18 protein-coding genes are annotated in these 20297 nt (G+C 58.7%); 9 read left to right on the forward strand and 9 right to left on the reverse strand.

Translation table 11 applies throughout. The features are described from left to right. Positions 1 to 25: 25 nt before the first annotated feature. Positions 26 to 451 (reverse strand): HIT family protein, encoded by a 426-nt coding sequence (locus J2S67_RS05160; RefSeq protein WP_310246925.1) that lies wholly within the window; start codon positions 449 to 451, stop codon positions 26 to 28. An 89-nt stretch (positions 452 to 540) separates the two neighbouring features. Continuing rightward, on the reverse strand, positions 541 to 1899 hold the full coding sequence (locus J2S67_RS05165; protein WP_310246927.1) for an NAD(P)-dependent alcohol dehydrogenase: 1359 nt from the start codon (positions 1897 to 1899) through the stop codon (positions 541 to 543). 218 nt (positions 1900 to 2117) lie between these two features. Between J2S67_RS05165 and efeU the strand changes: the two genes are divergently transcribed. The 5 genes from efeU to J2S67_RS05190 all read left to right on the forward strand — a co-directional run bounded on the left by efeU (position 2118) and on the right by J2S67_RS05190 (position 7276). Beyond that, positions 2118 to 3095, forward strand: coding sequence for an iron uptake transporter permease EfeU (efeU, locus tag J2S67_RS05170; protein ID WP_035754572.1), 978 nt, complete (start codon positions 2118 to 2120; stop codon positions 3093 to 3095). After that, complete coding sequence (efeO, locus tag J2S67_RS05175; RefSeq protein WP_310246932.1) at positions 3092 to 4342, forward strand: iron uptake system protein EfeO; 1251 nt, start codon at positions 3092 to 3094, stop codon at positions 4340 to 4342. Before efeU ends, efeO begins: the two co-directional genes overlap by 4 nt. Next, entirely contained in the window at positions 4342 to 5649 is a 1308-nt protein-coding gene (gene efeB, locus J2S67_RS05180; RefSeq protein ID WP_310246935.1) for an iron uptake transporter deferrochelatase/peroxidase subunit, read from the forward strand. Before efeO ends, efeB begins: the two co-directional genes overlap by 1 nt. A 95-nt stretch (positions 5650 to 5744) precedes the next feature. Beyond that, positions 5745 to 6713 (forward strand): IS481 family transposase, encoded by a 969-nt coding sequence (locus tag J2S67_RS05185; protein WP_310245531.1) that lies wholly within the window; start codon positions 5745 to 5747, stop codon positions 6711 to 6713. 149 nt (positions 6714 to 6862) lie between these two features. Continuing rightward, on the forward strand, positions 6863 to 7276 hold the full coding sequence (locus J2S67_RS05190; protein ID WP_070490436.1) for a Fur family transcriptional regulator: 414 nt from the start codon (positions 6863 to 6865) through the stop codon (positions 7274 to 7276). A gap of 69 nt (positions 7277 to 7345) precedes the next feature. Here J2S67_RS05190 and J2S67_RS05195 read toward each other — a convergent pair whose 3' ends face one another. From J2S67_RS05195 to J2S67_RS05215, 5 genes are all read right to left on the reverse strand, one after another. Next, entirely contained in the window at positions 7346 to 8221 is an 876-nt protein-coding gene (locus tag J2S67_RS05195; protein ID WP_070490438.1) for a metal ABC transporter permease, read from the reverse strand. Further along, positions 8184 to 9035: a metal ABC transporter ATP-binding protein gene (locus J2S67_RS05200; RefSeq protein ID WP_310246942.1), complete on the reverse strand. Its 852-nt coding sequence runs from the start codon at positions 9033 to 9035 to the stop codon at positions 8184 to 8186. The genes J2S67_RS05195 and J2S67_RS05200 overlap by 38 nt, the downstream gene beginning before the upstream one ends. A gap of 66 nt (positions 9036 to 9101) precedes the next feature. Beyond that, positions 9102 to 10220 carry a metal ABC transporter solute-binding protein, Zn/Mn family gene (locus J2S67_RS05205; RefSeq protein WP_310246944.1) on the reverse strand — a complete coding sequence of 373 codons (1119 nt, stop codon included), beginning with the start codon at positions 10218 to 10220 and terminating at the stop codon, positions 9102 to 9104. 147 nt (positions 10221 to 10367) lie between these two features. Next, entirely contained in the window at positions 10368 to 11456 is a 1089-nt protein-coding gene (locus tag J2S67_RS05210; RefSeq protein ID WP_310246946.1) for a hemolysin family protein, read from the reverse strand. Further along, entirely contained in the window at positions 11456 to 12799 is a 1344-nt protein-coding gene (locus J2S67_RS05215; RefSeq protein ID WP_035754564.1) for a hemolysin family protein, read from the reverse strand. The genes J2S67_RS05210 and J2S67_RS05215 overlap by 1 nt, the downstream gene beginning before the upstream one ends. Before the next feature lie 424 nt (positions 12800 to 13223). Here J2S67_RS05215 and J2S67_RS05220 point away from each other — a divergent pair, with 424 nt between their 5' ends. The 3 genes from J2S67_RS05220 (at position 13224) to J2S67_RS09850 (ending at position 18183) form a co-directional block, all read left to right on the forward strand. Continuing rightward, positions 13224 to 16967: a multifunctional oxoglutarate decarboxylase/oxoglutarate dehydrogenase thiamine pyrophosphate-binding subunit/dihydrolipoyllysine-residue succinyltransferase subunit gene (locus tag J2S67_RS05220; protein WP_310246950.1), complete on the forward strand. Its 3744-nt coding sequence runs from the start codon at positions 13224 to 13226 to the stop codon at positions 16965 to 16967. A gap of 383 nt (positions 16968 to 17350) precedes the next feature. Next, complete coding sequence (locus tag J2S67_RS05225) at positions 17351 to 17953, forward strand: GDSL-type esterase/lipase family protein (RefSeq protein ID WP_176744689.1); 603 nt, start codon at positions 17351 to 17353, stop codon at positions 17951 to 17953. 152 nt (positions 17954 to 18105) lie between these two features. Next, positions 18106 to 18183 (forward strand): 50S ribosomal protein bL37, encoded by a 78-nt coding sequence (locus tag J2S67_RS09850; protein WP_370977432.1) that lies wholly within the window; start codon positions 18106 to 18108, stop codon positions 18181 to 18183. 124 nt (positions 18184 to 18307) lie between these two features. Here J2S67_RS09850 and rsrA read toward each other — a convergent pair whose 3' ends face one another. After that, on the reverse strand, positions 18308 to 18595 hold the full coding sequence (gene rsrA / locus J2S67_RS05230; RefSeq protein ID WP_035754558.1) for a mycothiol system anti-sigma-R factor: 288 nt from the start codon (positions 18593 to 18595) through the stop codon (positions 18308 to 18310). Further along, positions 18592 to 19251 carry a sigma-70 family RNA polymerase sigma factor gene (locus J2S67_RS05235; RefSeq protein WP_310248738.1) on the reverse strand — a complete coding sequence of 220 codons (660 nt, stop codon included), beginning with the start codon at positions 19249 to 19251 and terminating at the stop codon, positions 18592 to 18594. The genes rsrA and J2S67_RS05235 overlap by 4 nt, the downstream gene beginning before the upstream one ends. A gap of 507 nt (positions 19252 to 19758) precedes the next feature. On the opposite strand from J2S67_RS05235, the gene J2S67_RS05240 reads away from it, so the two are divergent. Next, the gene (locus J2S67_RS05240; protein WP_035754556.1) at positions 19759 to 20253 is read left to right on the forward strand and encodes a DoxX family protein; all 495 of its coding nucleotides are present in this window, start codon (positions 19759 to 19761) and stop codon (positions 20251 to 20253) included. The last annotated feature ends 44 nt before the right edge of the window (positions 20254 to 20297 follow it).

A 20297-nucleotide genomic window follows, 5' to 3' on the forward strand; every position in this document is an offset into this window, starting at 1 on the left:
GTAGTTGCCGCGGCAATCCGCCACGCTACTGAGGCAGATTAGCCTCGTGGCCCGCCGCTTTGAGCGCATCGAGGATCTTGCGCTGTGCTTCATCGAAGACCTCGTCCGCGACATCGTTCTGGACGTTATCGAGGCTGTAGTCCTCAAGCGAGTTGGTCGGCCACACGTGCACGTGCAAGTGATCGACTTCGAAGCCAGCGATCATGAGGCCCGCGCGTTCGGCACCGAAGGCCTTGAGCTGCGCCTGACCGATCGTCTGCGCAACCGCAGACAGATGCGCGATCAACTCCGGCGAGGCATCCGTCCACTTATCGACCTCTTCACGCGGGACCACGAGCGTGTGCCCCTGGGTGATGGGGCCGATCGACAAGAACGCCACACACGTTTCATCCGACCACACAAAACGGCCGGGAAGCTCTCCATTGATGATGCGGGTAAACAACGTTGCCACGGAACGTCCTCTCCAACAACCCGCCCCCGCGGGCCGTCTAGTTTTTAGTGTCTACTCTGAATTGCGGGCTGTGAACCCTCGCGCCCTGGCTAGGCGTTCAGGTTGGAATCCAAGCTACCGATATCGAGCACCCCACGGTAGTGGAGCTCACCGGCGACCATCCGGTCCCATGCCTCGTTCATGTCCGCTGCGGTCACAATCTCGACGTCCGGGACAACACCGTGGGCGGCACAGAACTCAAGCATCCGCTGAGTCTGCTCGATCCCGCCGATCTTAGTGCCAGCCAAACGCAGGCCCCGGTTCACTAGCGTTCGCGGATCAACCAACGGCATCGCCGCCCCATCCGTATCTGCCGGCAGGCCCGCGAGCACCACGGTGCCTCGCGGAGCCAACAGATCCAACAGTGCACCCACATCGTGCGGCGCAGAAATCGCGTCCACCAGCACCGTGAATCGGCCACGGGCAGCATCCAGAGCGTCTTCATCCGTTGTGAGCACGACCTCGTGGGCACCTAGCCGACGGGCGTCCTCAGCTTTCGCTGGAGTCCGCGTCAACGCTGTGACCTCCGCACCCATCGCGGCTGCCAGCTTGATCGCCATATGCCCCAAACCGCCGATACCAGCTACGGCAACCTTGTCCCCCGGCCCCACACGCAGATCCTCAAGTGGCGCATACATCGTGATCCCTGCGCACAGCAGCGGCGCGGCGTGCGCTGGGCCGATCTGCTCCGGGATGCTCAGCACGAAATCCTCCGGCACCACGATGCTCGTCGCATACCCGCCCTGCGTCCGCTCCGAATGCGGGGCATCCCATGCACCGTAGGTGCCCACCGCGTTATGAATGCAGAACTGCTCATCTTGACGTTTGCACGGTTCACACACACGGCACGAACCAACCATGCACCCCACGCCCACGCGCTCGCCGACCTGCCGGTTGTAGACCTCAGAACCGATCGCGCACACACGCCCGACCATTTCATGTCCCGTCACCAGCGGTAGCGCGCGGGAACCCCATTCGCCGCGGGCGGTGTGGACGTCCGAGTGGCACAGGCCGCAGTATTCGAGGTCGATCACGATGTCCCGAGGCCCGGCCGCACGACGCGGGATCGCGAACTGCTCGAGCGGACCACCCAGTTCCCGCACGCCCACGGCGAGCGCTTCGTGTGCGTGGCCTTGGAAGGCGGCGAGCCGCTGGGCCTCCCATTCCTGAGAGGTGAAGAGTTGCTGTCCTGCTTGGGCGAAACGGGCTGGCAGAACCTTGTCCTTACGCCCGATGCGCGGGTCAGGTTCGTCTTCGTGCTCCCCTGCCGCTGGGCTGGGTTTGTCTTGTTGCGCATCAACGCTCGTGGCTTGAGTGCTGTTGGCGGCGTCGGCATCGTGGGCGGCTTGTTCAGCGCGGCGGCGCGCTTCAGCGAGAACGGCTACGGAAGGGATCTTCGCAGGAGTCATGTCTCTACTTTATTTGATTCCACCCGTGCATAGTCGTTGCGTTGGACCCACAACTCGGCTCTGAGCTTGGTAGCCCTTGGGCTGTGTAACGTAACCGACTTTTTTCACCCAACAGCCTGATATAGGTTAGCCTCATCTAATTAGCGAATAGAATCATCCGCTAATTAGATGAGGCTGCGGGTTTTGACCCCGTGCCCCGTTCTCGAGTTCGGATTTCAATGTTCTTAGCTTCACTGTTGATTGGATTGCGCGAAGGCCTGGAAGCCTCGCTCATCATCGGCGTTTTAGTTGCCTACCTCGGCAAACTGGGTCGCCGTGACAGCCTGCGCCCCATGTGGAGCGGAGTGATCATAGCCCTCGTGCTCACCGCAGCAATTGGTGCAGTGAGTACCTTTGGCCGTTCGCGTTTGACCTTCCGCACGCAGGAGATCATCGGCGGCTCGATGTCGATCCTGGCCGTTGTCATGATCACCGGCATGATCTTTTGGATGCTCAACGCGGGCAAGAAAATGAACTCGATGCTCGAAGGCGACATCGACAAGCTGCGTGCCCGCCGCAAAAGTGTGGGATATGCCGTCTTCTTTGTCGCGTTCATCTCCGTGGGCCGCGAAGGGATCGAAACCACCATTATTTTGTGGGGGTGGGTCAACGAACCACTGGCGATCATGGGCGCGTTGACAGGTGTGATTGTCGCGGTTGCGCTGGGCTGGGCGCTCTTCAAAGGGCTCGTCCGCTTCAATCTAAGCACCTTCTTTACGTGGTCAGGCGCCGCCCTCATCGTGGTGGCTGGCGGTGTGCTGGCATACGGCATCCATGACCTGCAGGAAGCCGCGGTGCTGCCTGGACCGTTTTCCGGTGCACCCATCACACCTACGCACCCGCGTACCGGCGAAGTCCTGACCGGATTCTTCACCTACCCGTTCTGGGGTGCGGCTTTCCCTTTCGGGTGGGCCTTCGACATCTCCGATGTGCTTGACCCCTCCGGTGTGCTCGCCACATTCCTCAAAGGAACAGTCGGATTCGTTCCGCAAATGTCGTGGCTCGAAGTACTCGCATGGTTTATCTACATGGTCCTTGTGATCCCGAGGTTTATTCGGCGTGCACGCGAAGCCAAGAACCCGAGGCGCACTGAGGCCAACGAGTCCAAACCAGTTCCACATCCCCAATCAGTCTCAACGAGTGAGGACAACCTATGAAAAAGATCATCCGCGTTTCTTCCGTGCCTGTTATAGCCCTGACGATGGCCGCGCTGACGGCGTGTGAGCCTAACGCATCTGATGGTGCGCTCAACGTCAAGGCAACGAATACGGAATGCTCGGTATCCAGCGATACTGCGGAGTCAGGTTCTCGCCAATTCACGATCAAGAACGAAGGCGATATCGTCACTGAGTTCTACCTCTTAGGCGAAGACAAATTGCGCATCGTGGCGGAAAAGGAAAACATCGCTCCCGGCGCCGAAGCCACACTCTCCGTTTCACTCCAACCAGGAACATATTTCACGGCGTGTAAGCCTGGGCTACGTGGAGCCAATATTGGTGAAGCTCAGTTCACAGTCACCGGTAAACCTGTGGAGGTCTCCGGTGAGGACAAGGAACTCTTTGACAAAGCCGTTAAAGACTACGTCGCGTTCGTGAAGAAGGAAGTCACCGAGCTTGAGCCTAAAGTGACCGAGTTCGCTGAAGCCTACGCAGCCGGTGAAGACGACAAGGCGCGCAAGCTGTACGCGCCAACCCGCACGCACTACGAACGCATCGAACCTATCGCGGAAGCCTTGGGCGTGCTCGATCCGCGCATCGACTACCGCGAAATCGACTACCTTGCCGAAGCCGACATCCTCAAGAAGGATGACCCGACATTCACTGAATGGCTCGGCTTCCACCGCATGGAGAAAGACCTCTTCCCACCTAAGAAGGGTGAGAAGAACGCAGACGGCTCTGATGCGTTTGCCGAGTGGAAACCATCCACCGCTAAGGACCGCAAGCGGATTGCGGATTCTTTGAAAGCCGATGTAAAGAAACTTCGCAAGACCGTCGAGGCCGATACTTTCATCAAAGATCAGCAGATCAACATCGCAACTGTTTCTAACGGGGCCTCAGATCTGTTGGAAGAAGTAGCCGTCAGCAAGGTCACCGGTGAAGAAGACTGGTGGTCGCATACCGACCTCTACGACTTCGCAGCGAACGTCGAAGGCTCCAAGATTGCGTTTGACCTCGTGAAACCCATCGCTGAACGCAAGGGTGCCGAAGGCGAAAAGCTTATAAAAGAAATTGAGGAGGAATATACCGAACTCAACCGTCTACTGGGTAAATACGGAAGCTTGGACAAAGGCTTCGTCAGCTACGACACCGTCACAGCGGAACAGCAAGCCGAGCTGACCCACCAGATCGACAAACTCCGTGAACCCCTATCCAAGCTCACCGGAACCGTCTTGGAGATCAAGTGATGACCGAACCGGATAAGAAATCGGCGGAAACCGAACAGTCAGAACCGAGCCGAAACGTTGGACGTCGCAGTCTGCTCGGCGCGATCGGCGCCGGGGCCGCCGGACTGGCCCTGGGAGGCGCTTCAGGGTTCACCTGGGGAAAAACTCGTTCCCAGACAGAACCCACCGAGATAGCGAGTACATATCCTTTCGAAGGCGAGCACCAAGCCGGAATCACCACCGAAGCACAAGACCGCATGCACTTCGCCACTTTCGACATGGTGGACGGAGCCACACGCGAGGACGTTATCGCGGTCTTAAAAGACTGGACCCAAGCGGCACGTCGCCTCGTCTTGGGTGGTGAGACAACAGCGCGAGGCGCTTTTGGGGGCGGGCCGAACTTCCCGCCAGATGACACCGGTGAAGCATACGATCTCGACCCGGCCGGCCTGACGCTGACTTTCGGGTTTGGCCGCTCACTGTTCGTTACCGCAGACGGGAAAGACCGCTTCGGATTGCGTAAGCACATGCCCAAAGAGTTCATCGACATGCCCGTGATGACCAATGACTTTCTGGATCCTCACCGCTGCGGAGGCGACCTGTGCATCCAGGCTTGTGCGGACGACCCCCAAGTGGCGGTGCATGCGATCCGCAACCTCACCCGGATAGGGGTAGGCAAAACCCGCATCAAATGGTCACAGCTAGGGTTCGGGCGCACCTCCTCAACCACGCGTAGCCAGGAAACGCCGCGCAACCTTTTCGGGCAGAAAGACGGTACGGCCAATATCAAAGCCGAAGACACCGATGCCCTCAACGAGCATGTGTGGATTACCTCCGGGCCCGAATGGGCACGCGGTGGCAGCTACCTGGTCGCCAGGCGTATCTATATGACGATCGAAATATGGGACACACTCCAACTAGCCGAACAGGAACGGGTCACCGGCCGTTTCAAGCATGACGGCGCTCCCCTCTCTGGCGGCGACGAGTTCACTGCCGTGGACTTCCACAAGCTCGATAGCCAAGGGAATCCGTTAGTCGAGGAGACCTCGCATGTGGCTCGTGTGCACCCAGACAACAACAACGGCATTCGCATGTTGCGCCGCGGCTACAACTTTGTGGATGGCAACGACGATCAAGGACGCCTCAACGCAGGCCTGTTCTTCATTGCGTTCGTCAACGACCCCGCTCGATTCGCTCAGGTACATAGAAACATGTCACGCGATGAGATGTTCGTCGAATACCTTAAAACCACCGGCTCCGGAGTGTATTTGATACCACCCGGCGTTGGCCCGGAAGGATATGTGGGACAAGCCCTGTTTGAAGCCTAGGTGTAGTTCCTCGGGAGGTTGTGAACGTTCGCGGTAGGTGAAGACCTCCGGGCAGTATGGGGTTACCACAACTCCTGCCTGACCCGGAGGTCTTCATGTCTCACCCTAATGCACCCTTGACTGCTGAGGGTCGCCGGCGTCTTGCCGTGCTTATCGTCGAGGAAGGCTGGACGATTCGTCGAGCCGCCGAACGTTTCCAAGTCTCACCGGCTACCGCATCGAAATGGGCCAAACGCTACCTCGTCGGCGCCCCACTGACGGATCGGTCCTGCAGGCCACGTCGCTGTCCTAACCGGTTGTCTGTTCGCCGAGAACGCCGGATTATTGCGCTGCGGTTCACCCGCCAGTGGGGCCCACACCGGATCAGTTACCACTTGGGTATCCCACGGTCCACGGTTGGTAGAGTCTTGGCCCGGTACCAGATGCCGTTACTGGCCCATATCGATCGAGGAACAGGACTGCCCATCAGGACACCGCACATCGCGCGGTATGAGAAACAAGCCCCAGGTGAGCTGGTGCATGTTGATATCAAGAAACTTGGGCGGATCCCCGATGGTGGTGGCCACCGTATGCTTGGACCCGAGGCGCGCAAGAACGGTGGGTATGGAAAACACGGCAGGGGCTATGCCTTCTTACATCACGCCATCGATGACTATTCGAGACTCGCGTATTCAGAGATCCTTACCGATGAGAAGAAACAGACCGCGGCCGGGTTCTGGCAACGCGCTCAGGAGTTTTTCGCTCAAGCTGGGATCACCGTACAGGCAGTGATGACCGATAACGGCGCCTGCTACCGCTCACGCCTGTTCAACAACACGCTCGGGACAAAGATTAAACACCAGTTCACCAAGCCCTACCGGCCTCAGACCAACGGCAAAGTCGAACGCTTCAACCGTACTCTGACCCAAGAATGGGCCTACGCTAAGACCTATTACAGTGACGAAGCCCGAGCAGCGACCTACGAAGCCTGGCTACATCACTATAATCACCACCGACCCCACACCGGAATCGGAGGCCAAACCCCCGCCCAACGCGTTCACAACCTCACGGGGAACTACACCTAGGAGTGTTGCAGAACTCCCAGTGCAAGCACGTGCACTACACGGGCGCACTAAACTGGTGGCACCTGTAGATGACTGTCATGCTGAAAGAGCATCGAGGCTGTAACCTATGCAGCTGTAACCCTGACCAGGTTGTGAGTTTAGGAGAACGCATGTCGAAGAAACCGGCAACAACTGTGCGTCGTAACACTCGTCAACGCGCGCTTCTTGAGGAAGAGCTCCGCCGTCACGAAGACTTCCGTACCGCACAAGAGATTCACCAGTGCATGCTCAGCCATGGCGATACGGTTTCGCTGGCAACCATCTACAGGTCGCTCACCCAAATGCATGAAGACGGGGTTGTTGACCAGGTCCGTACTGAAAGCGGCGAGATGGCTTTTCGCCGCTGCCACGACGAAGGCCACCATCACCACCTCGTATGCCGCCAATGCGGCGCCGCGGAAGAAGTTGACGCCCCCGAGTTCGAAGAATGGGCCGACGAGCTCGCCGCCGCCTACGGTTTCACCGGCGTAGACCACAACCTCGAGCTCAACGGCTACTGCCCTGAGTGCTCCCGCAACCGATAAACGACGTGCTCCCGCAACCGGTAAACAACGCCGGTGTTGTTGCCTCCAGTGTTCCGCCCGCGTTCAGCGTTACTGTTTCCACGCCATCGTGCGTGACCCCACGGCCCTGGCGATCAGCCAGATCACAAACGAAATCGTTGTGATGTAGGGGCTCACCGGAAGCGATCCTGCCAGGGAAAGCAATATCCCTCCTACGAGCGAAATTTCAGCGAATATAACGGAGAGCACCACGACTTTCCCGGGGCTAGCCGTCAGCCGCATCGCCGCCGCAGCCGGGGTGATCAGCAACGCCAAAACCAACAGCGCACCCACGACATGGATCGACAACGCGACCGCTACACCCAACACGATCATGAACGCTGTGGACAAACCCGCTACCGGAACACCGCGGGCGCGAGCAACCCACGGGTCAGTCGAAGCGAACATCAATGGCCGCCACATCAGCGCTAGCAAAGCCAAGACAACGAAGGTTCCGATCGCGATCGACGGCAGACGCGAATCATCCACCGCCACAATCTGGCCAGTCAGCAAACCGAACTTATTTGCGCTGCGTCCCTGATACAGGGCCAACGCGAGGATGCCAAGACCCAAGCCGAACGGCATCATCACACCCGTGATCGCGTTACGTTCACGCGCACCAGAACCCAGCAAGCCCATGATGAGGGCCGCCATGATCGAGCCGACCATCGAACCTGTCACCACGTCGTAGCCGAGCAACAACGCGATCGAGGCTCCAGCGAAACTCAGCTCCGCGATCCCGTGGACCGCGAAACCCATATCGCGGGTCATGACCATGACGCCGACGACACCGCCCATCACCGCGAGCAGTGCGCCCGCGATAATGCTTGGCCACACGAGCGCGAGAAGCTCGCCGTAATCCTCGAATGAAAAGATCCGCTCCCATAACTCAGGCCCCACGGCGCAACTCCTCACCGTAGTGACCATGGCTGTGGCCGTGATCGTGATGGGCGTGATCCTCGCTGCCTAGGATCGCGACGCGCCCACCCAGACGAACAACATCGATCCTGCGGCCGAAAAGCTCAGAGAGCGTGTGCGTGTTGATGACGTCCTCCGGGGCACCGATGCGGTGCTGGCCTTCAACCAGGTAAAGAACCCGATCAACATAAGGCAAGATCGGGTTAATCTCGTGTGTTACGAAAATGATCGCCGAATCCTCTTGGCGGGCCTGCTCCGCAATCAGCTGGGTCACTTCCTGCTGACGGACCACATCCAAGGACAACAGAGGCTCATCGCACAACAGCAACGCCGGATTACTCGCCAACGCTTGCGCGGCACGTAGCCTCTGCTGCTCGCCACCCGATAACTGCCATACAGGCCGCATCGCGTATGAGGACGCATCGACCCGTTCAATCAGGTCATCCACGCGTTTCTTCAACTTACGCCGACGGGGATCGAACAGCCGCGGCCCCCACCTCTGCCCATCCAACCCCTGGGCAACCATGTCCCATCCCCGAAGAGGAGTCCCCTCGGGGATGGGACGCTGCTGAGGGATCACAGAAACATCGTGGGCGTTCGCGCTCACTCCATGCCCGGCAATGCGCGCTTGACCACTCGTGAGGTTCTGCATTCCCAGCAGAACCTTCAACAGTGTGGTCTTCCCGGCGCCATTAGGCCCCAAGACTGCGACGAACTCCCCCGCCTCGATCGTGAGATTGAGCCGATCGAAAATGACGCGGTCCCCAAAGCGCAGGTGAGCATCGATCAGCTCAACTGCGGGAGCTTTGGTGTTCTCGGACATAAGTGAGGTGTACTCCAGATTTCCTAAGTCATGACTAATCCAGTTCAGGACTAGTTCAGGTGAAGACTACTTCGCGTCCACAGCCTTCGCGATGGCAGCGATGTTGTCCTGCATCCATTCAACGAACGTTTTACCTTCCGGAATCGTCTCAGTGACATCAACCGTTGGCACGCCCGCCTTCTTAGCCGTTTCGTACAGCTTCTTGGTCTGCGGGTCAGCAGTCTGCGAGTTGAAAGCGAACAGCTGAACTTTACCCTGCTTAAGTGAATCTTCAGCACGCTTAATCACCAGGGCAGGGATCTCCTGGCCTGCTTCCACCGCGGCCGAAAGCCCTTCTGGAGTCGCATCCTTCATGCCGAGCTCCTTCAACAGCGCCTCCGGAACTGGCTCCGTCATCATAAAGGACTTACCGTCAAGGGCCTTCTTAGCGGCCTTGAACTCATCCGAGTCAGTCAGGCCAGCGATCTCCTCAGCCAGCTTGCCGGCGTTGGCCTCATAGGTCTTGGCGTTATCCGAATCAGCCTTGGCAAGCTCCTTACCAAGGTCCCCTACGAACTCCTCCATGTGATCCAAGTCGTACCACACGTGTTCGTTCTCCCCGCCGTGATCGTGGCTGTGGCCCTCATGACCGTGGTCGTGCTCTCCATGGTCATGGTCGTGGCCTTCTTCGCCGTGATCATGATCGTGGTCATGGCCCTTCTCGCCATGATCGTGGTCATGGCCCTTCTTATCATGGCCCTTCTCGCCGTGGTCATGGTCACCGTGGTCATGGCTGTGGCCTTCGCCATCGAATGATTTGATCAAGGTTGGGGCCTTATCGCCCAGTTCTTCAATGATCTGTTCAGCGAAGTAGTCGTAGCCGCCGCCGTTAATAACCACGACGTCGGCCTTCTTGATCAGGAGCTTGTCTTTCGCGGTGGCTTCATACGAGTGAGGGTCTTGCGCCGCATTGCTGATGATGCTGGTGACCTCACCGTGATTACCCGCGATGCTCGATGCGATATCGCCGTAGACGTTGGTGCTTGCCACGATGTTCAGCTGATCAGTGGAGTTTTCCTCCGTAGCCGTCTCGTCGCCAGTTGCTGAGCAACCGGAGACAGCCAAGCCGAAACCGATAGCGGTAGCCAAGCCGATCAGGCCTTTGACTTTAGCGCCTCGAGTGCGCGTTGGGGTTGCGAACGCCATGCGTGAAACCTTCCGTGTGAGCGCGATGGACACCACAAGGCCCCACATCGCTATTGCAAACTATTCTCAGTAACAATAACGCACGCCGCCAGGGCATAAGCAAACTGAGGAAAGTGAAATGCCTTACCCACACCGGAAACAACGGGTTCAGGAGGCGTCGGCCGACTCCTCCGATTCTGTAGGCACATTCCGGCGGCGCTGGCCCTGTTGCTGGGTCGCATCTCGAATCTCACCAACAAGAGTCTCCAAGACGTCCTCGAAGAAAAGAATCCCGGTCGCCTCCCCTGCTTCGTCCAGGACGCGCGCCACGTGAGAACCTGTTCGTTGCATCACGGCTAACGCTTTCTCAACATCCACATCGGCGCCCAGGTTGACCAACGATCGAACGCGAGTGATCGGCATCGGCCGGTGCGAATCCTCCAGCGGGACCCCCATAACGTCCTTCAGGTGCAGATACCCCATCAAGTCGCCGTCCTCGTCGACCATCACGAAACGGGAAAAGCCCGTACGGCCAACGGCACGCTCAAACTCCTCCGGAGTGATGTCCACATCGAGAGTCACAACCTCGTCGATAGGCACCGCAAGGTCACGCACCACCTGATCGGAGAACTCGAAAGCCGAAGAGAGCAACCCGGCCTCGTCATCCACCAGGCCAGTACGCGTGGATTCTTCAACGATCCGCTGGACCTCATCCACCGTAAAGGAGGAGGCAACCTCATCCTTGGGTTCAAGGCCCAGAGCCCGGACCGAGTGATTGGCGATCCCGTTCAAGGCGAGGACGATGGGGCGCAACGCTTTATCGATCAACATCAGCGGCGGCGCCAGAATCACAACAGCCTTATCAGCCATCGAAACCGAGAAGTTCTTAGGAACCATCTCACCGAGCGTCACGTGCAAGAACGTCACCACAATCAACGTGATAGCCAGCGCGATGATGGAGATCGCCGCATCCGGCACACCGATCGCATGCAACGGAATCTCAAAGAGGTGATGCACCGCAGGCTCGGCAACAATGAGGATCAGAAGCGAACACACCGTGATGCCAAGCTGGCACACCGAAAGCACGATCGTGACGTGTTCCATCGCCTGCAGAGCCGTCTTCGCACGCTTATTTCCGGCCTGAGCTTTCGGTTCGATCTGGGCGCGGCGAGCCGACATCACAGCGAACTCACTCGCGACAAAGAACGCGTTAGCCGCTAAGAGAACCACAAGCCATACAAGACCCCACCAGTCCATTACGCCTGCACCTCCTCAGCATCGGCCTGCTCATCCGTCTCGCAAGGCTCCGGCGCGGGAGAGAACTCGAGCCGATCCACCCGCCGTTTCTCCATGCGCGTCACCCGAAGCACGCCACCTGTAACGCCCAGCGTGTCGCCCACAACCGGCAGACGCCCCAGCGTCGACATCACAAAGCCGCCCACCGTCTCATACGCGTTACCTTCTGGAACCTTCAGCCGCGGAATCTGATCCGTTGCCTCATCCGGGCGCAACAAGCCAGGTAAGAACCAGCGGCCATCGGCAGTCTGCAGAACACCAGGAGACGTGCGGTCATGCTCATCGGCGACCTCACCGACAATCTCCTCAACCAAGTCCTCCAACGTGACCATGCCGGCGGTGCCGCCATACTCATCGACCACAACAGCGATCTGCAGCGGGGCCTCACGCAGCTCACCGATCAGGTCATCCAGTTGCACCGTCTCCGGAACCCGGATCACATCCTGCATGATCGTTCCGGCAACCAGCTCATCGCGGCGCTCACGCGGAACCGAAACAGCCTTCTTCACGTGCACCGCGCCCAGTACATCGTCAGCATCCTCACCGATCACCAAGAAACGGGAGAAACCAGTGCGGCGTGCAAGATCGATCAAGGCGGGCAATGGGACCTCGTCCTCGATCATCTCGACCTTGATGCGAGGCGTCATGACATCGGCTGCCGTACGTTCCGAAAAGGACAAGGTGCGCGCCAAGAACTTAGCGGTCTTGGCATCCATAGTCCCTTGCTGAGCAGAACGCGCAAGCAAACTCTGAAGCTCAGCAGGCGTACGGGCGCCAGAGAGCTCCTCTTTTGCTTCGATCCCGAACAAGCCCAGAATCCAGTTCGAAAAACCGTTCAGCCCCATCACCACAGGCTTGAAAACCGCTGTGAAAATCAGTTGCGGGCGAGCCAGCGCGCGACCAATCCGATACGGATCAGCGATCGCCATGTTCTTAGGGATCAGCTCACCCAGAATCATCGACAACAGAGTCGCAACCACCATCGCGACCACCAGCGATATAGCGCCCGCGGCAGCCTGAGGAACTCCCCACCCGACTAAGACAGGACCCAACAACGCACTAAACGCAGGTTCAATGACATAACCGGTCAGCAACGTCGTAATCGTAATACCCAGCTGAACCGCAGACAATTGAGTGGAAAGCGACTTCAACGCTTTATAGAGCGGGCGGGCTTTCGTATCGCCTTCGTCGATGGCCTTTTTAACAGAGGTGGAATCTAGTGCGACAAGCGAGAATTCAACAGCAACAAAAAACGCGGTCCCCAAGACCAAGAGAAGACCCAGAAGAAGCATGAGCCACGACATCAGATGCCGGCTCCGCACTCAGCGCAATAGAATGATCGGGCGCTGGGTAAAACATTAGCGTTATAGAAGAAACATCCGGAGCCCGGACTAGAAGGCTCCGATCGTTGAGCAGTGCCGGCCGCGGAGGCTCGCACACCCAGGTAATTCTTATGCGTCATAGTGGCTCCACTATACAGGAAGCACCCCACCCCAAACCGGGGAAAGACCCTCGGAATTACCTGAAAATCTAGCCGCGAAACATCCGCTGCAACCAGTGGCGAAGATCAACTGCGCTAGCGCGCGGTGTTCGGTATGATGTTGAGTCGAATAATCACGCTCCTGAACTGTGCGCTCACAACACGTGTTCCCAGAGAACACTGCTAAACAGTCTCAGAAGCACCATCAAACACTCCGAGCCGAAACATCGGAAAGAGGCGTATCCCTAGTGTCTGACGTGTCTATCGACCAGCTCAAAGAGGAATTCGGGGGAAACGAGTGGCTCGTTGACGAGCTCTACCAAAAGTTTCTCTCTGACCCGTCGTCGGTCGATGAAAAGTGGCGTTCCCTCTTCGAACAGGTGAAACCCGAGAAGAACGAAAAGAACACCGCAGCGACTTCTACCAAGCAAGCGGCACCAGCCGCTAACAAGCCAGCCAAGAAGGAACCGACGAAGCCGGCTTCCACGTCAAAGAAGGCTAGCTCCGCCTCCAAGAAGGATGCCCCAGCCGCAACCCCGGCGCAGGCCTCCCCAGCAGTGCGCCCGTCGCGTCAGAAGAGCCAGTTGCCAGCTCAGCCGGCTAAGGAAGAATCTCCGAGCGAGCCAAGCGCAACCAAGGTTGAGCGTCTGCGCGGCCCAGCACGTGCGATCGCCAAGAACATGGACGAGTCCCTCAGCGTCCCAACCGCAACCACGGTCCGCGCTGTCCCAGCCAAGCTGCTGATCGACAACCGCATCGTGATCAACAACCATCTGCGCCGTGCACGCGGCGGTAAGGTGTCCTTCACCCACCTGATCGGTTACGCGATCTGCCGGGCACTCAAGCTCAACCCAGCGATGAACGTCAGCTATGACGAAGAAGACGGCAAGCCAGTCGCAGTCCACAACGCACAGGTGAACTTCGGCATCGCAATCGACCTGCCACGCCCTGACGGCTCCCGCCTGCTTGTGGTACCGAACATCAAGAGCGCTGAGAACATGACGTTCTCGACCTTCTGGGAAACCTACGAAGACATCGTCAAGCGCGGCCGCGAAGGCAAGCTTACTGCCGAGGACTACGCCGGCACCACCGTCTCACTGACCAATCCAGGCGGGCTCGGGACGGTCCACTCCGTCCCGCGCCTGTCCAAGGGCCAGGCCACCATCATCGGTGTGGGCGCTCTCGACTACCCGGCCGAATACCGCGGCACCAGCGAAAAGGTCAAAGCACGCAATGCCGTGGGCAAGATCATCACGCTGACCTCGACCTATGACCACCGCGTCATCCAGGGTGCAGCATCCGGCGAGTTCCTGCGCGAGATTGAAAACCAGCTGCTCGCTGACGAGTTCTGGGATGAGATCTTCGAAGCTCTGCGCATCCCATACGTACCGGTTCGCTGGGCGGTTGACCACCAGGTTGATATTGACTTCCAAATCAACAAGGTGGCTCGCATCCAGCAGCTCATCGAGTCTTACCGCTCCTCTGGTCACCTCATCGCGGACACCAACCCGCTGACCTACCAGATGCGCTTCCACCCCGACCTCGATGTCCAGACCTACGGCCTGACTCTGTGGGACCTGGACCGCGAATGGGTCACCGGAGGCCTCGGTGGACACAACCGCCTCCCGCTACGCGACATCCTCGGTATTCTGCGTGACGCGTACTGCCGCACCACCGGCATCGAGTACATGCACATCCAGAACCCGGAAGAGCGCGAATGGTTCCAGTCCAAGCTTGAGCGCCCCTACGAGAAGCCGACCCGCGAAGAGCAGATTCGTATCCTCGGCAAACTCAACCAGGCTGAAGCGTTCGAAACCTTCCTGCAGACCAAGTACATCGGTCAGAAGCGTTTCTCGCTTGAGGGTGGCGAATCGCTGATCCCACTGCTTGATGCGATCATCTCCGACGCCGCAGACGCCGGCCTCGACGAAGCCGCGATCGGCATGGCTCACCGTGGCCGCCTCAACGTACTCACCAACATCGCGGGCAAGACCTACGGTCAGGTCTTCCGCGAGTTCGAAGGCACCGTTGACGCCTCGACCGTCCAGGGGTCGGGTGACGTGAAGTACCACCTCGGCACCGAGGGTTCCTTCACCTCCGAATCCGGTAACACAACCAAGATCTACTTGGCCGCAAACCCGTCCCACCTTGAGGCAGTCGACCCGGTCCTGGAAGGCATCGTCCGCGCTAAGCAGGACATCATCGACCGCGGCCCAGAAGGCTTCACGGTCCTGCCGATCCTCGTCCACGGCGATGCGGCGATGATCGGTCAGGGCGTAGTCTCTGAGACCCTCAACCTCTCGCAGCTGCGTGGCTACCGCACCGGCGGCACCATCCACGTTGCTGTCAACAACCAGGTTGGTTTCACTACCCCACCAAGCTCGTCCCGCAGCTCGATCTACCCGACCGACTTCGCGAAGGCTATCCAGGCCCCTGTCATCCACGTCAATGGCGATGACCCAGAGGCGGTTGTGCACGCTGGTCGCCTAGCGTTCGAATACCGTGAGAAGTTCAACCGCGACGTCGTGATCGACCTGGTCTGCTACCGCCGTCGTGGCCACAACGAGGGCGATGACCCATCGATGACCCAGCCACTGATGTACAACCTGATCGACGGTAAGCGTTCGACCCGCAAGCTCTACACCGAAGCTCTCGTGGGCCGTGGCGACCTGACCCAGGAAGAAGCAGACGGCGCGCTCAAGGAATACCAGTCCCTTCTTGAGGCCGCGTTCTCTGAGACTCACAAGGCTCAGACAACCCCTATGCCAGCGATCGACGCAAATGGTACCCTCGGTATGCCGAAGGCTCAGGCTGAAGACGCTGACGTCTCCGATCCACGTGCTGATAACACGGCGATCACCAAGGAGTTCATCAAGGCTGTCGGGGATGCTCACACGGAGATTCCAGAGGCTTTCCACGTTCACCCGAAGCTCAAGACCTTGCTCGAGCGCCGCGCGGACATGTCTGTCAATGGCGGCATCGACTGGGGCTTCGCAGAACTCACCGCATTCGCGTCGCTGACCGCCGAAGGCATCCCTGTGCGCCTTACCGGTCAGGATTCCCGCCGCGGCACCTTCGTTCAGCGTCACGCAGTCTTCCATGACCGCACCAACGATGACGAGTGGACACCTCTGCACCAGGTCAGCGAGAACGCCGCGAAGTTCATGATCCATGACTCCTCGCTTTCGGAGTACGCGGTTCTCGGCTTCGAATACGGATACTCGGTTGAACGCACTGACGCACTCGTCTTGTGGGAAGCGCAGTTCGGCGACTTCGTCAACGGCGCCCAAACCATCATCGACGAGTTCGTCTCCTCAGGTGAACAGAAGTGGGGCCAGCGCTCCTCCGTCGTGATGCTGCTACCTCACGGCTACGAAGGCCAGGGCCCAGACCACTCCTCGGCACGCATCGAGCGTTTCTTGCAGCTGTGCGCTGAAGACAATATGCGCGTGATCAACCCGACCACGGGTGCAAACTACTTCCACGCTCTGCGTCGCCAGGCATACCTGCGCCCACGCAAGCCGATGGTCGTGTTCACGCCTAAGCAGCTGTTGCGTTTGAAGGCTGCAGCTCAGCCGGTCGAGGCGTTCACCGAACAGACGTTCCAGCCAGTGATCCCAGACAACGATGTCGAAGCCTCGAAGGTCAAGCGCGTCATGTTGGTCTCTGGTCGTCTCTACTATGACCTGTTGGCACGCCGTAAGAAGGACAAGGACGAGACCACCGCGATCGTCCGCGTTGAGCAGCTCTACCCGCTGCCGCAAGAGCAGATCGCAGCTGAGCTCGCGAAGTACCCGAACGCGGATGTCCGCTGGGTTCAGGACGAGCCAGAGAACCAGGGCCCATGGCCGTTCATGGCTATCAACCTGGTACCAGGCCTGGATCGCGAGGTCACCGTGGTGTCCCGCCCAGCTGCGGCAGCACCATCGACTGGTTCTTCCAAGGTGCACGCCCAGGAGAACTCGGACCTTCTGGACCGCGCGTTCAGCTAGAGCAGCACCGGAGGCACTGCACATGTCACCGGCTTGGTGGGCCCGCCACTTACCTTGACAGGATGTGGCGGGCCCACCGCTTTGACACCACCGCTTTAACGCCAGTGGTCTAACACCTCCGGTTGAGGCTCACTGTTTTCACAGCGCCGTTATACCTTGGTCCTGTATCGTGACTGCGTTAGCGCTCTATCGTGACTGCTTTAGAGAAAGCATCACCGTCTGGGCCGCTTTACTGCGGCTCCTGAGGGTTTTGTGATGCTCTTCTCCGCGCCGTTGCACGTTTGCAGCCGAGCACGCCGGTAGAGTGAACACGGCGGAGCACATAGTTTCGCTCTTTCCGTTGAAGTAGACGGAACATGAGACCCAGTCGAAAGGATGTTGGCGTGGATTCCCGAGCCATCCGTTTAGTCGCTGTTGGCGATGAGTTGCTGGCCGGCCACGGCGACCCCCGTGCATTGGGGTGGTTTGGGCGTGTGCTTGCCAGCACGCCGTCTGAGTCAGCGCAGGTGACCCCTTTTGCTCTACCTGCGCCTGCCGAGACCACCGAGCAGCTTGCCGAGCGCTGGCTGGGTGAAGCGCAGCGCCGCTTCGATGATGATGGCGAAAACCGTTTGGTGCTGGCACTCTCCGATGCGGATGCAACCTACGGGGTGACCACGGCACGGTCTCGACTGAACTTGGCGAACATCTTGGATGCATCAACCCAACTGGGATTGAGCACGTTTGTGGTGGGCCCTCCCCCGCGGCTTGACCCTGACCACAACAAGGAGATCGCCCGGTTGTCTGCTGCGTTCGCTGACGTTACGACGCGCCGCAACCACTTCTATGTGGACACGTTCCGTCCGCTGGAGAAGCATGAACAGTACCGCGCGGATTTGACGTCTAATAACGGCGAGGTGGGCCAGCAGGGCCACGGTTTGATGGCGTGGCTTGTGATGCACCGCGGCTGGTTCACGTGGCTTGGTGTTCCCGAGCCGACCCGCTAACTTTCATACTCGCCCCCGAATCATGCGATAATGGACGGAATCGCCCTGTATCGCAGACGCAAACGCTCTGTGTCGCAGATGCAAGCACTATGTGCGCGGTACATGAGCGTCACGAAGTGTTCACAGATGTATGAGGTTGTAAGGAGGACGCGATGAGCAGCAAGCGTGCACGTAAGCGCAAGGATCGCCGCCGGAACAAGGCGAATCACGGTAAGCGCCCTAACACCTGATCGTGATTGATCATTAAACGCGTGTGGGTCTGCGTTCCACTTTTCGTGGATAATGCAGACCCACACGCGTTTATTGTTGGCGCTAGCTGTGAACGGCGCTACTGCCGTCTGCTACACCTATTCGCTAGGCGCTTTCTTGCATCGAACCTTCTTGCACCGGGTCCTTGATTTCTTCTAGCCGGTCCAAGATGCGCGTCTTGAGTTGCTCTGGGGCGGCGTCGTGGCAGCTGCGGCGCACGACGTTGCGTATGATGCATTCCAGGTCATAGACGCTACGGCATTCTTCACAGCCTTCGAGGTGGGCGCGCACTGCGTCAACGCCGTCGGCTTCCAGCACACCATCGAGGTATTCGTAGATGCGTTCAAGCCGGGCTTCAGTGCAACCACCGAGTTCGTTGCAGCCCTGAGTCATGATTGCTCCTTATCCGAGACCTTCTTGGTCGACTTCTTTCCGTTCTTTTTAGCCCCTGTAGTTGATTCGGTTCTGCCCACCGCATAGTCGCTGAGCATCTCTCGCAGCTGTCTGCGGCCCCGATGCAGCCGGGACATGATGGTGCCGATGGGCACACCGAGGATGTCAGCTGCTTCCTTATAGGGGAAACCTTCTACGTCCACGAAGTACACGGCGAGCCGGAACTCTTCCGGGATCTCCTGCAGAGCCCTCTTGACTTCTGAATCCGGTAACGAGTCGAGTGCTTGGGCTTCTGCAGAACGCAACGCTTGATCGCCGCGTTCGATCTGCGCACCTAGTTGCCAGTCCTCCACCTGGTCAGTTCCGGAGCGGATCGGTTCGCGTTGCCGCTTCCGGTACAGGTTGATGTAGGTGTTGGTGAGGATCCTATATAGCCAGGCACGCAAATTAGTTCCGGGCTTGTACTGGTGGAAGGAGGCATACGCTTTAGCGAACGCCTCCTGCACGAGGTCTTCAGCATCAGCCGGGTGCCGGGCCATACGCAAAGCAGCCGAATACAGCTGATCAACATATTTGAAGGCGTCGCGTTCAAAACGTTCACGACGCTCTTCAGTAGTCTCCTGGTCAGGATCCACCGGGCCCGAATCCGCCTGCATTGGATCAGGCTGCGCTGTTGGCTCGGTTTGCTGTGTTTCTTCAGCGTGCGTGGAGTGGTGTTCCGAGGCGCCGGCTTGTGAGACATCGCCTGGTTGGATGTCTTCGGCTTCGTAGCTTTCGAGCGCTTCGTGGTTGTGTGTGCGTGCCATCCCGGCTAATGCTACTTGGTTTGCCGGAGTTCCAGCGTGAGCTGGCGCCGTTGTCGTCACTGCCTGTACTGGCAACGCCGGAGGGGATGTTTCTGGTGTTTCCATAGTTGAAACCATGTGCACTCCCCTTCCTTATGCCGTCGCTGGCACGAACACCGCCTTAGTTGTCAATGCACATAACGGAAACATGGTGCAAAGTATTCCCTAACGCTGTGTGGCGGCCCTATTGTTGCTGGGTTTGTGCGTGGATTATGTGCTTTGCGGGGTGTGCTCATGAAAAGATGGAGCACATATCTACCCTGCGGGTGGTGAGTGCACGTTGCATGCGTGCGCCGGCACCTGCGTATTGGAGGAAATATGAGCCTTGTACGCCGTGTGGCCCGCCCGTTGTTGGCGGCTCCGTTCATTACTGCTGGTGTGGCGCATCTTCGTGCACCAGAGCGCACCGGTAACGGCTTGCGTCCGCTTTTGGACAAGGTGTCAGATGTTGTGCCGCAGGCTCAGTCTGTAGCTGAGAAGCCTGAGCTGGCTGCCCGGGTTTTGGGTGGTATTCAGGTGGGTGCTGGCGCGTTGTTGGCGATGGGCCGTATGCCGCGTTTGGCTTCGGCTTTGATCGTTGCGGCTCAGTCAGCCACGTTGTTGGCTGACGGTGTTCCACAGCATAAGGATGGTTCGCGTGCCCTGGCTGTGACCACGCAACTGGGCCTGACAGGTGGCGCGCTATTGGCTGTGGTTGATACTGATGGCAAGCCGTCACTCGCCTACCGCACACAGAAGGCATCGAAGAAGGCTTCGAAGAAGGCGCGGAAGCAGGCTAAGAAGGCTGCTGACGCGGCTGGTTTGTCGTCCTAATCATGGGGTGTCCCCTCGGCTGGCGGTTGCTGGTTGAGGGGACG

Source organism: Pseudoglutamicibacter albus, from assembly GCF_031458175.1.
Classification (GTDB): domain Bacteria; phylum Actinomycetota; class Actinomycetes; order Actinomycetales; family Micrococcaceae; genus Pseudoglutamicibacter; species Pseudoglutamicibacter albus.

Bases quoted from the DNA above. Each gene is read 5' to 3' on its own strand.
- J2S67_RS05165 (WP_310246927.1), bottom strand. From the start codon at position 1,899: ATGACTCCTGCGAAGATCCCTTCCGTAGCCGTTCTCGCTGAAGCGCGC.
- efeU (WP_035754572.1), top strand. From the start codon at position 2,118: ATGTTCTTAGCTTCACTGTTGATTGGATTGCGCGAAGGCCTGGAAGCC.
- efeO (WP_310246932.1), top strand. From the start codon at position 3,092: ATGAAAAAGATCATCCGCGTTTCTTCCGTGCCTGTTATAGCCCTGACG.
- efeB (WP_310246935.1), top strand. From the start codon at position 4,342: ATGACCGAACCGGATAAGAAATCGGCGGAAACCGAACAGTCAGAACCG.
- J2S67_RS05185 (WP_310245531.1), top strand. From the start codon at position 5,745: ATGTCTCACCCTAATGCACCCTTGACTGCTGAGGGTCGCCGGCGTCTT.
- J2S67_RS05190 (WP_070490436.1), top strand. From the start codon at position 6,863: ATGTCGAAGAAACCGGCAACAACTGTGCGTCGTAACACTCGTCAACGC.
- J2S67_RS05195 (WP_070490438.1), bottom strand. From the start codon at position 8,221: ATGGTCACTACGGTGAGGAGTTGCGCCGTGGGGCCTGAGTTATGGGAG.
- J2S67_RS05200 (WP_310246942.1), bottom strand. From the start codon at position 9,035: ATGTCCGAGAACACCAAAGCTCCCGCAGTTGAGCTGATCGATGCTCAC.
- J2S67_RS05205 (WP_310246944.1), bottom strand. From the start codon at position 10,220: ATGGCGTTCGCAACCCCAACGCGCACTCGAGGCGCTAAAGTCAAAGGC.
- J2S67_RS05210 (WP_310246946.1), bottom strand. From the start codon at position 11,456: ATGGACTGGTGGGGTCTTGTATGGCTTGTGGTTCTCTTAGCGGCTAAC.
- J2S67_RS05215 (WP_035754564.1), bottom strand. From the start codon at position 12,799: ATGTCGTGGCTCATGCTTCTTCTGGGTCTTCTCTTGGTCTTGGGGACC.
- J2S67_RS09850 (WP_370977432.1), top strand. From the start codon at position 18,106: ATGAGCAGCAAGCGTGCACGTAAGCGCAAGGATCGCCGCCGGAACAAG.
- rsrA (WP_035754558.1), bottom strand. From the start codon at position 18,595: ATGACTCAGGGCTGCAACGAACTCGGTGGTTGCACTGAAGCCCGGCTT.
- J2S67_RS05235 (WP_310248738.1), bottom strand. From the start codon at position 19,251: ATGCAGGCGGATTCGGGCCCGGTGGATCCTGACCAGGAGACTACTGAA.
- J2S67_RS05240 (WP_035754556.1), top strand. From the start codon at position 19,759: ATGAGCCTTGTACGCCGTGTGGCCCGCCCGTTGTTGGCGGCTCCGTTC.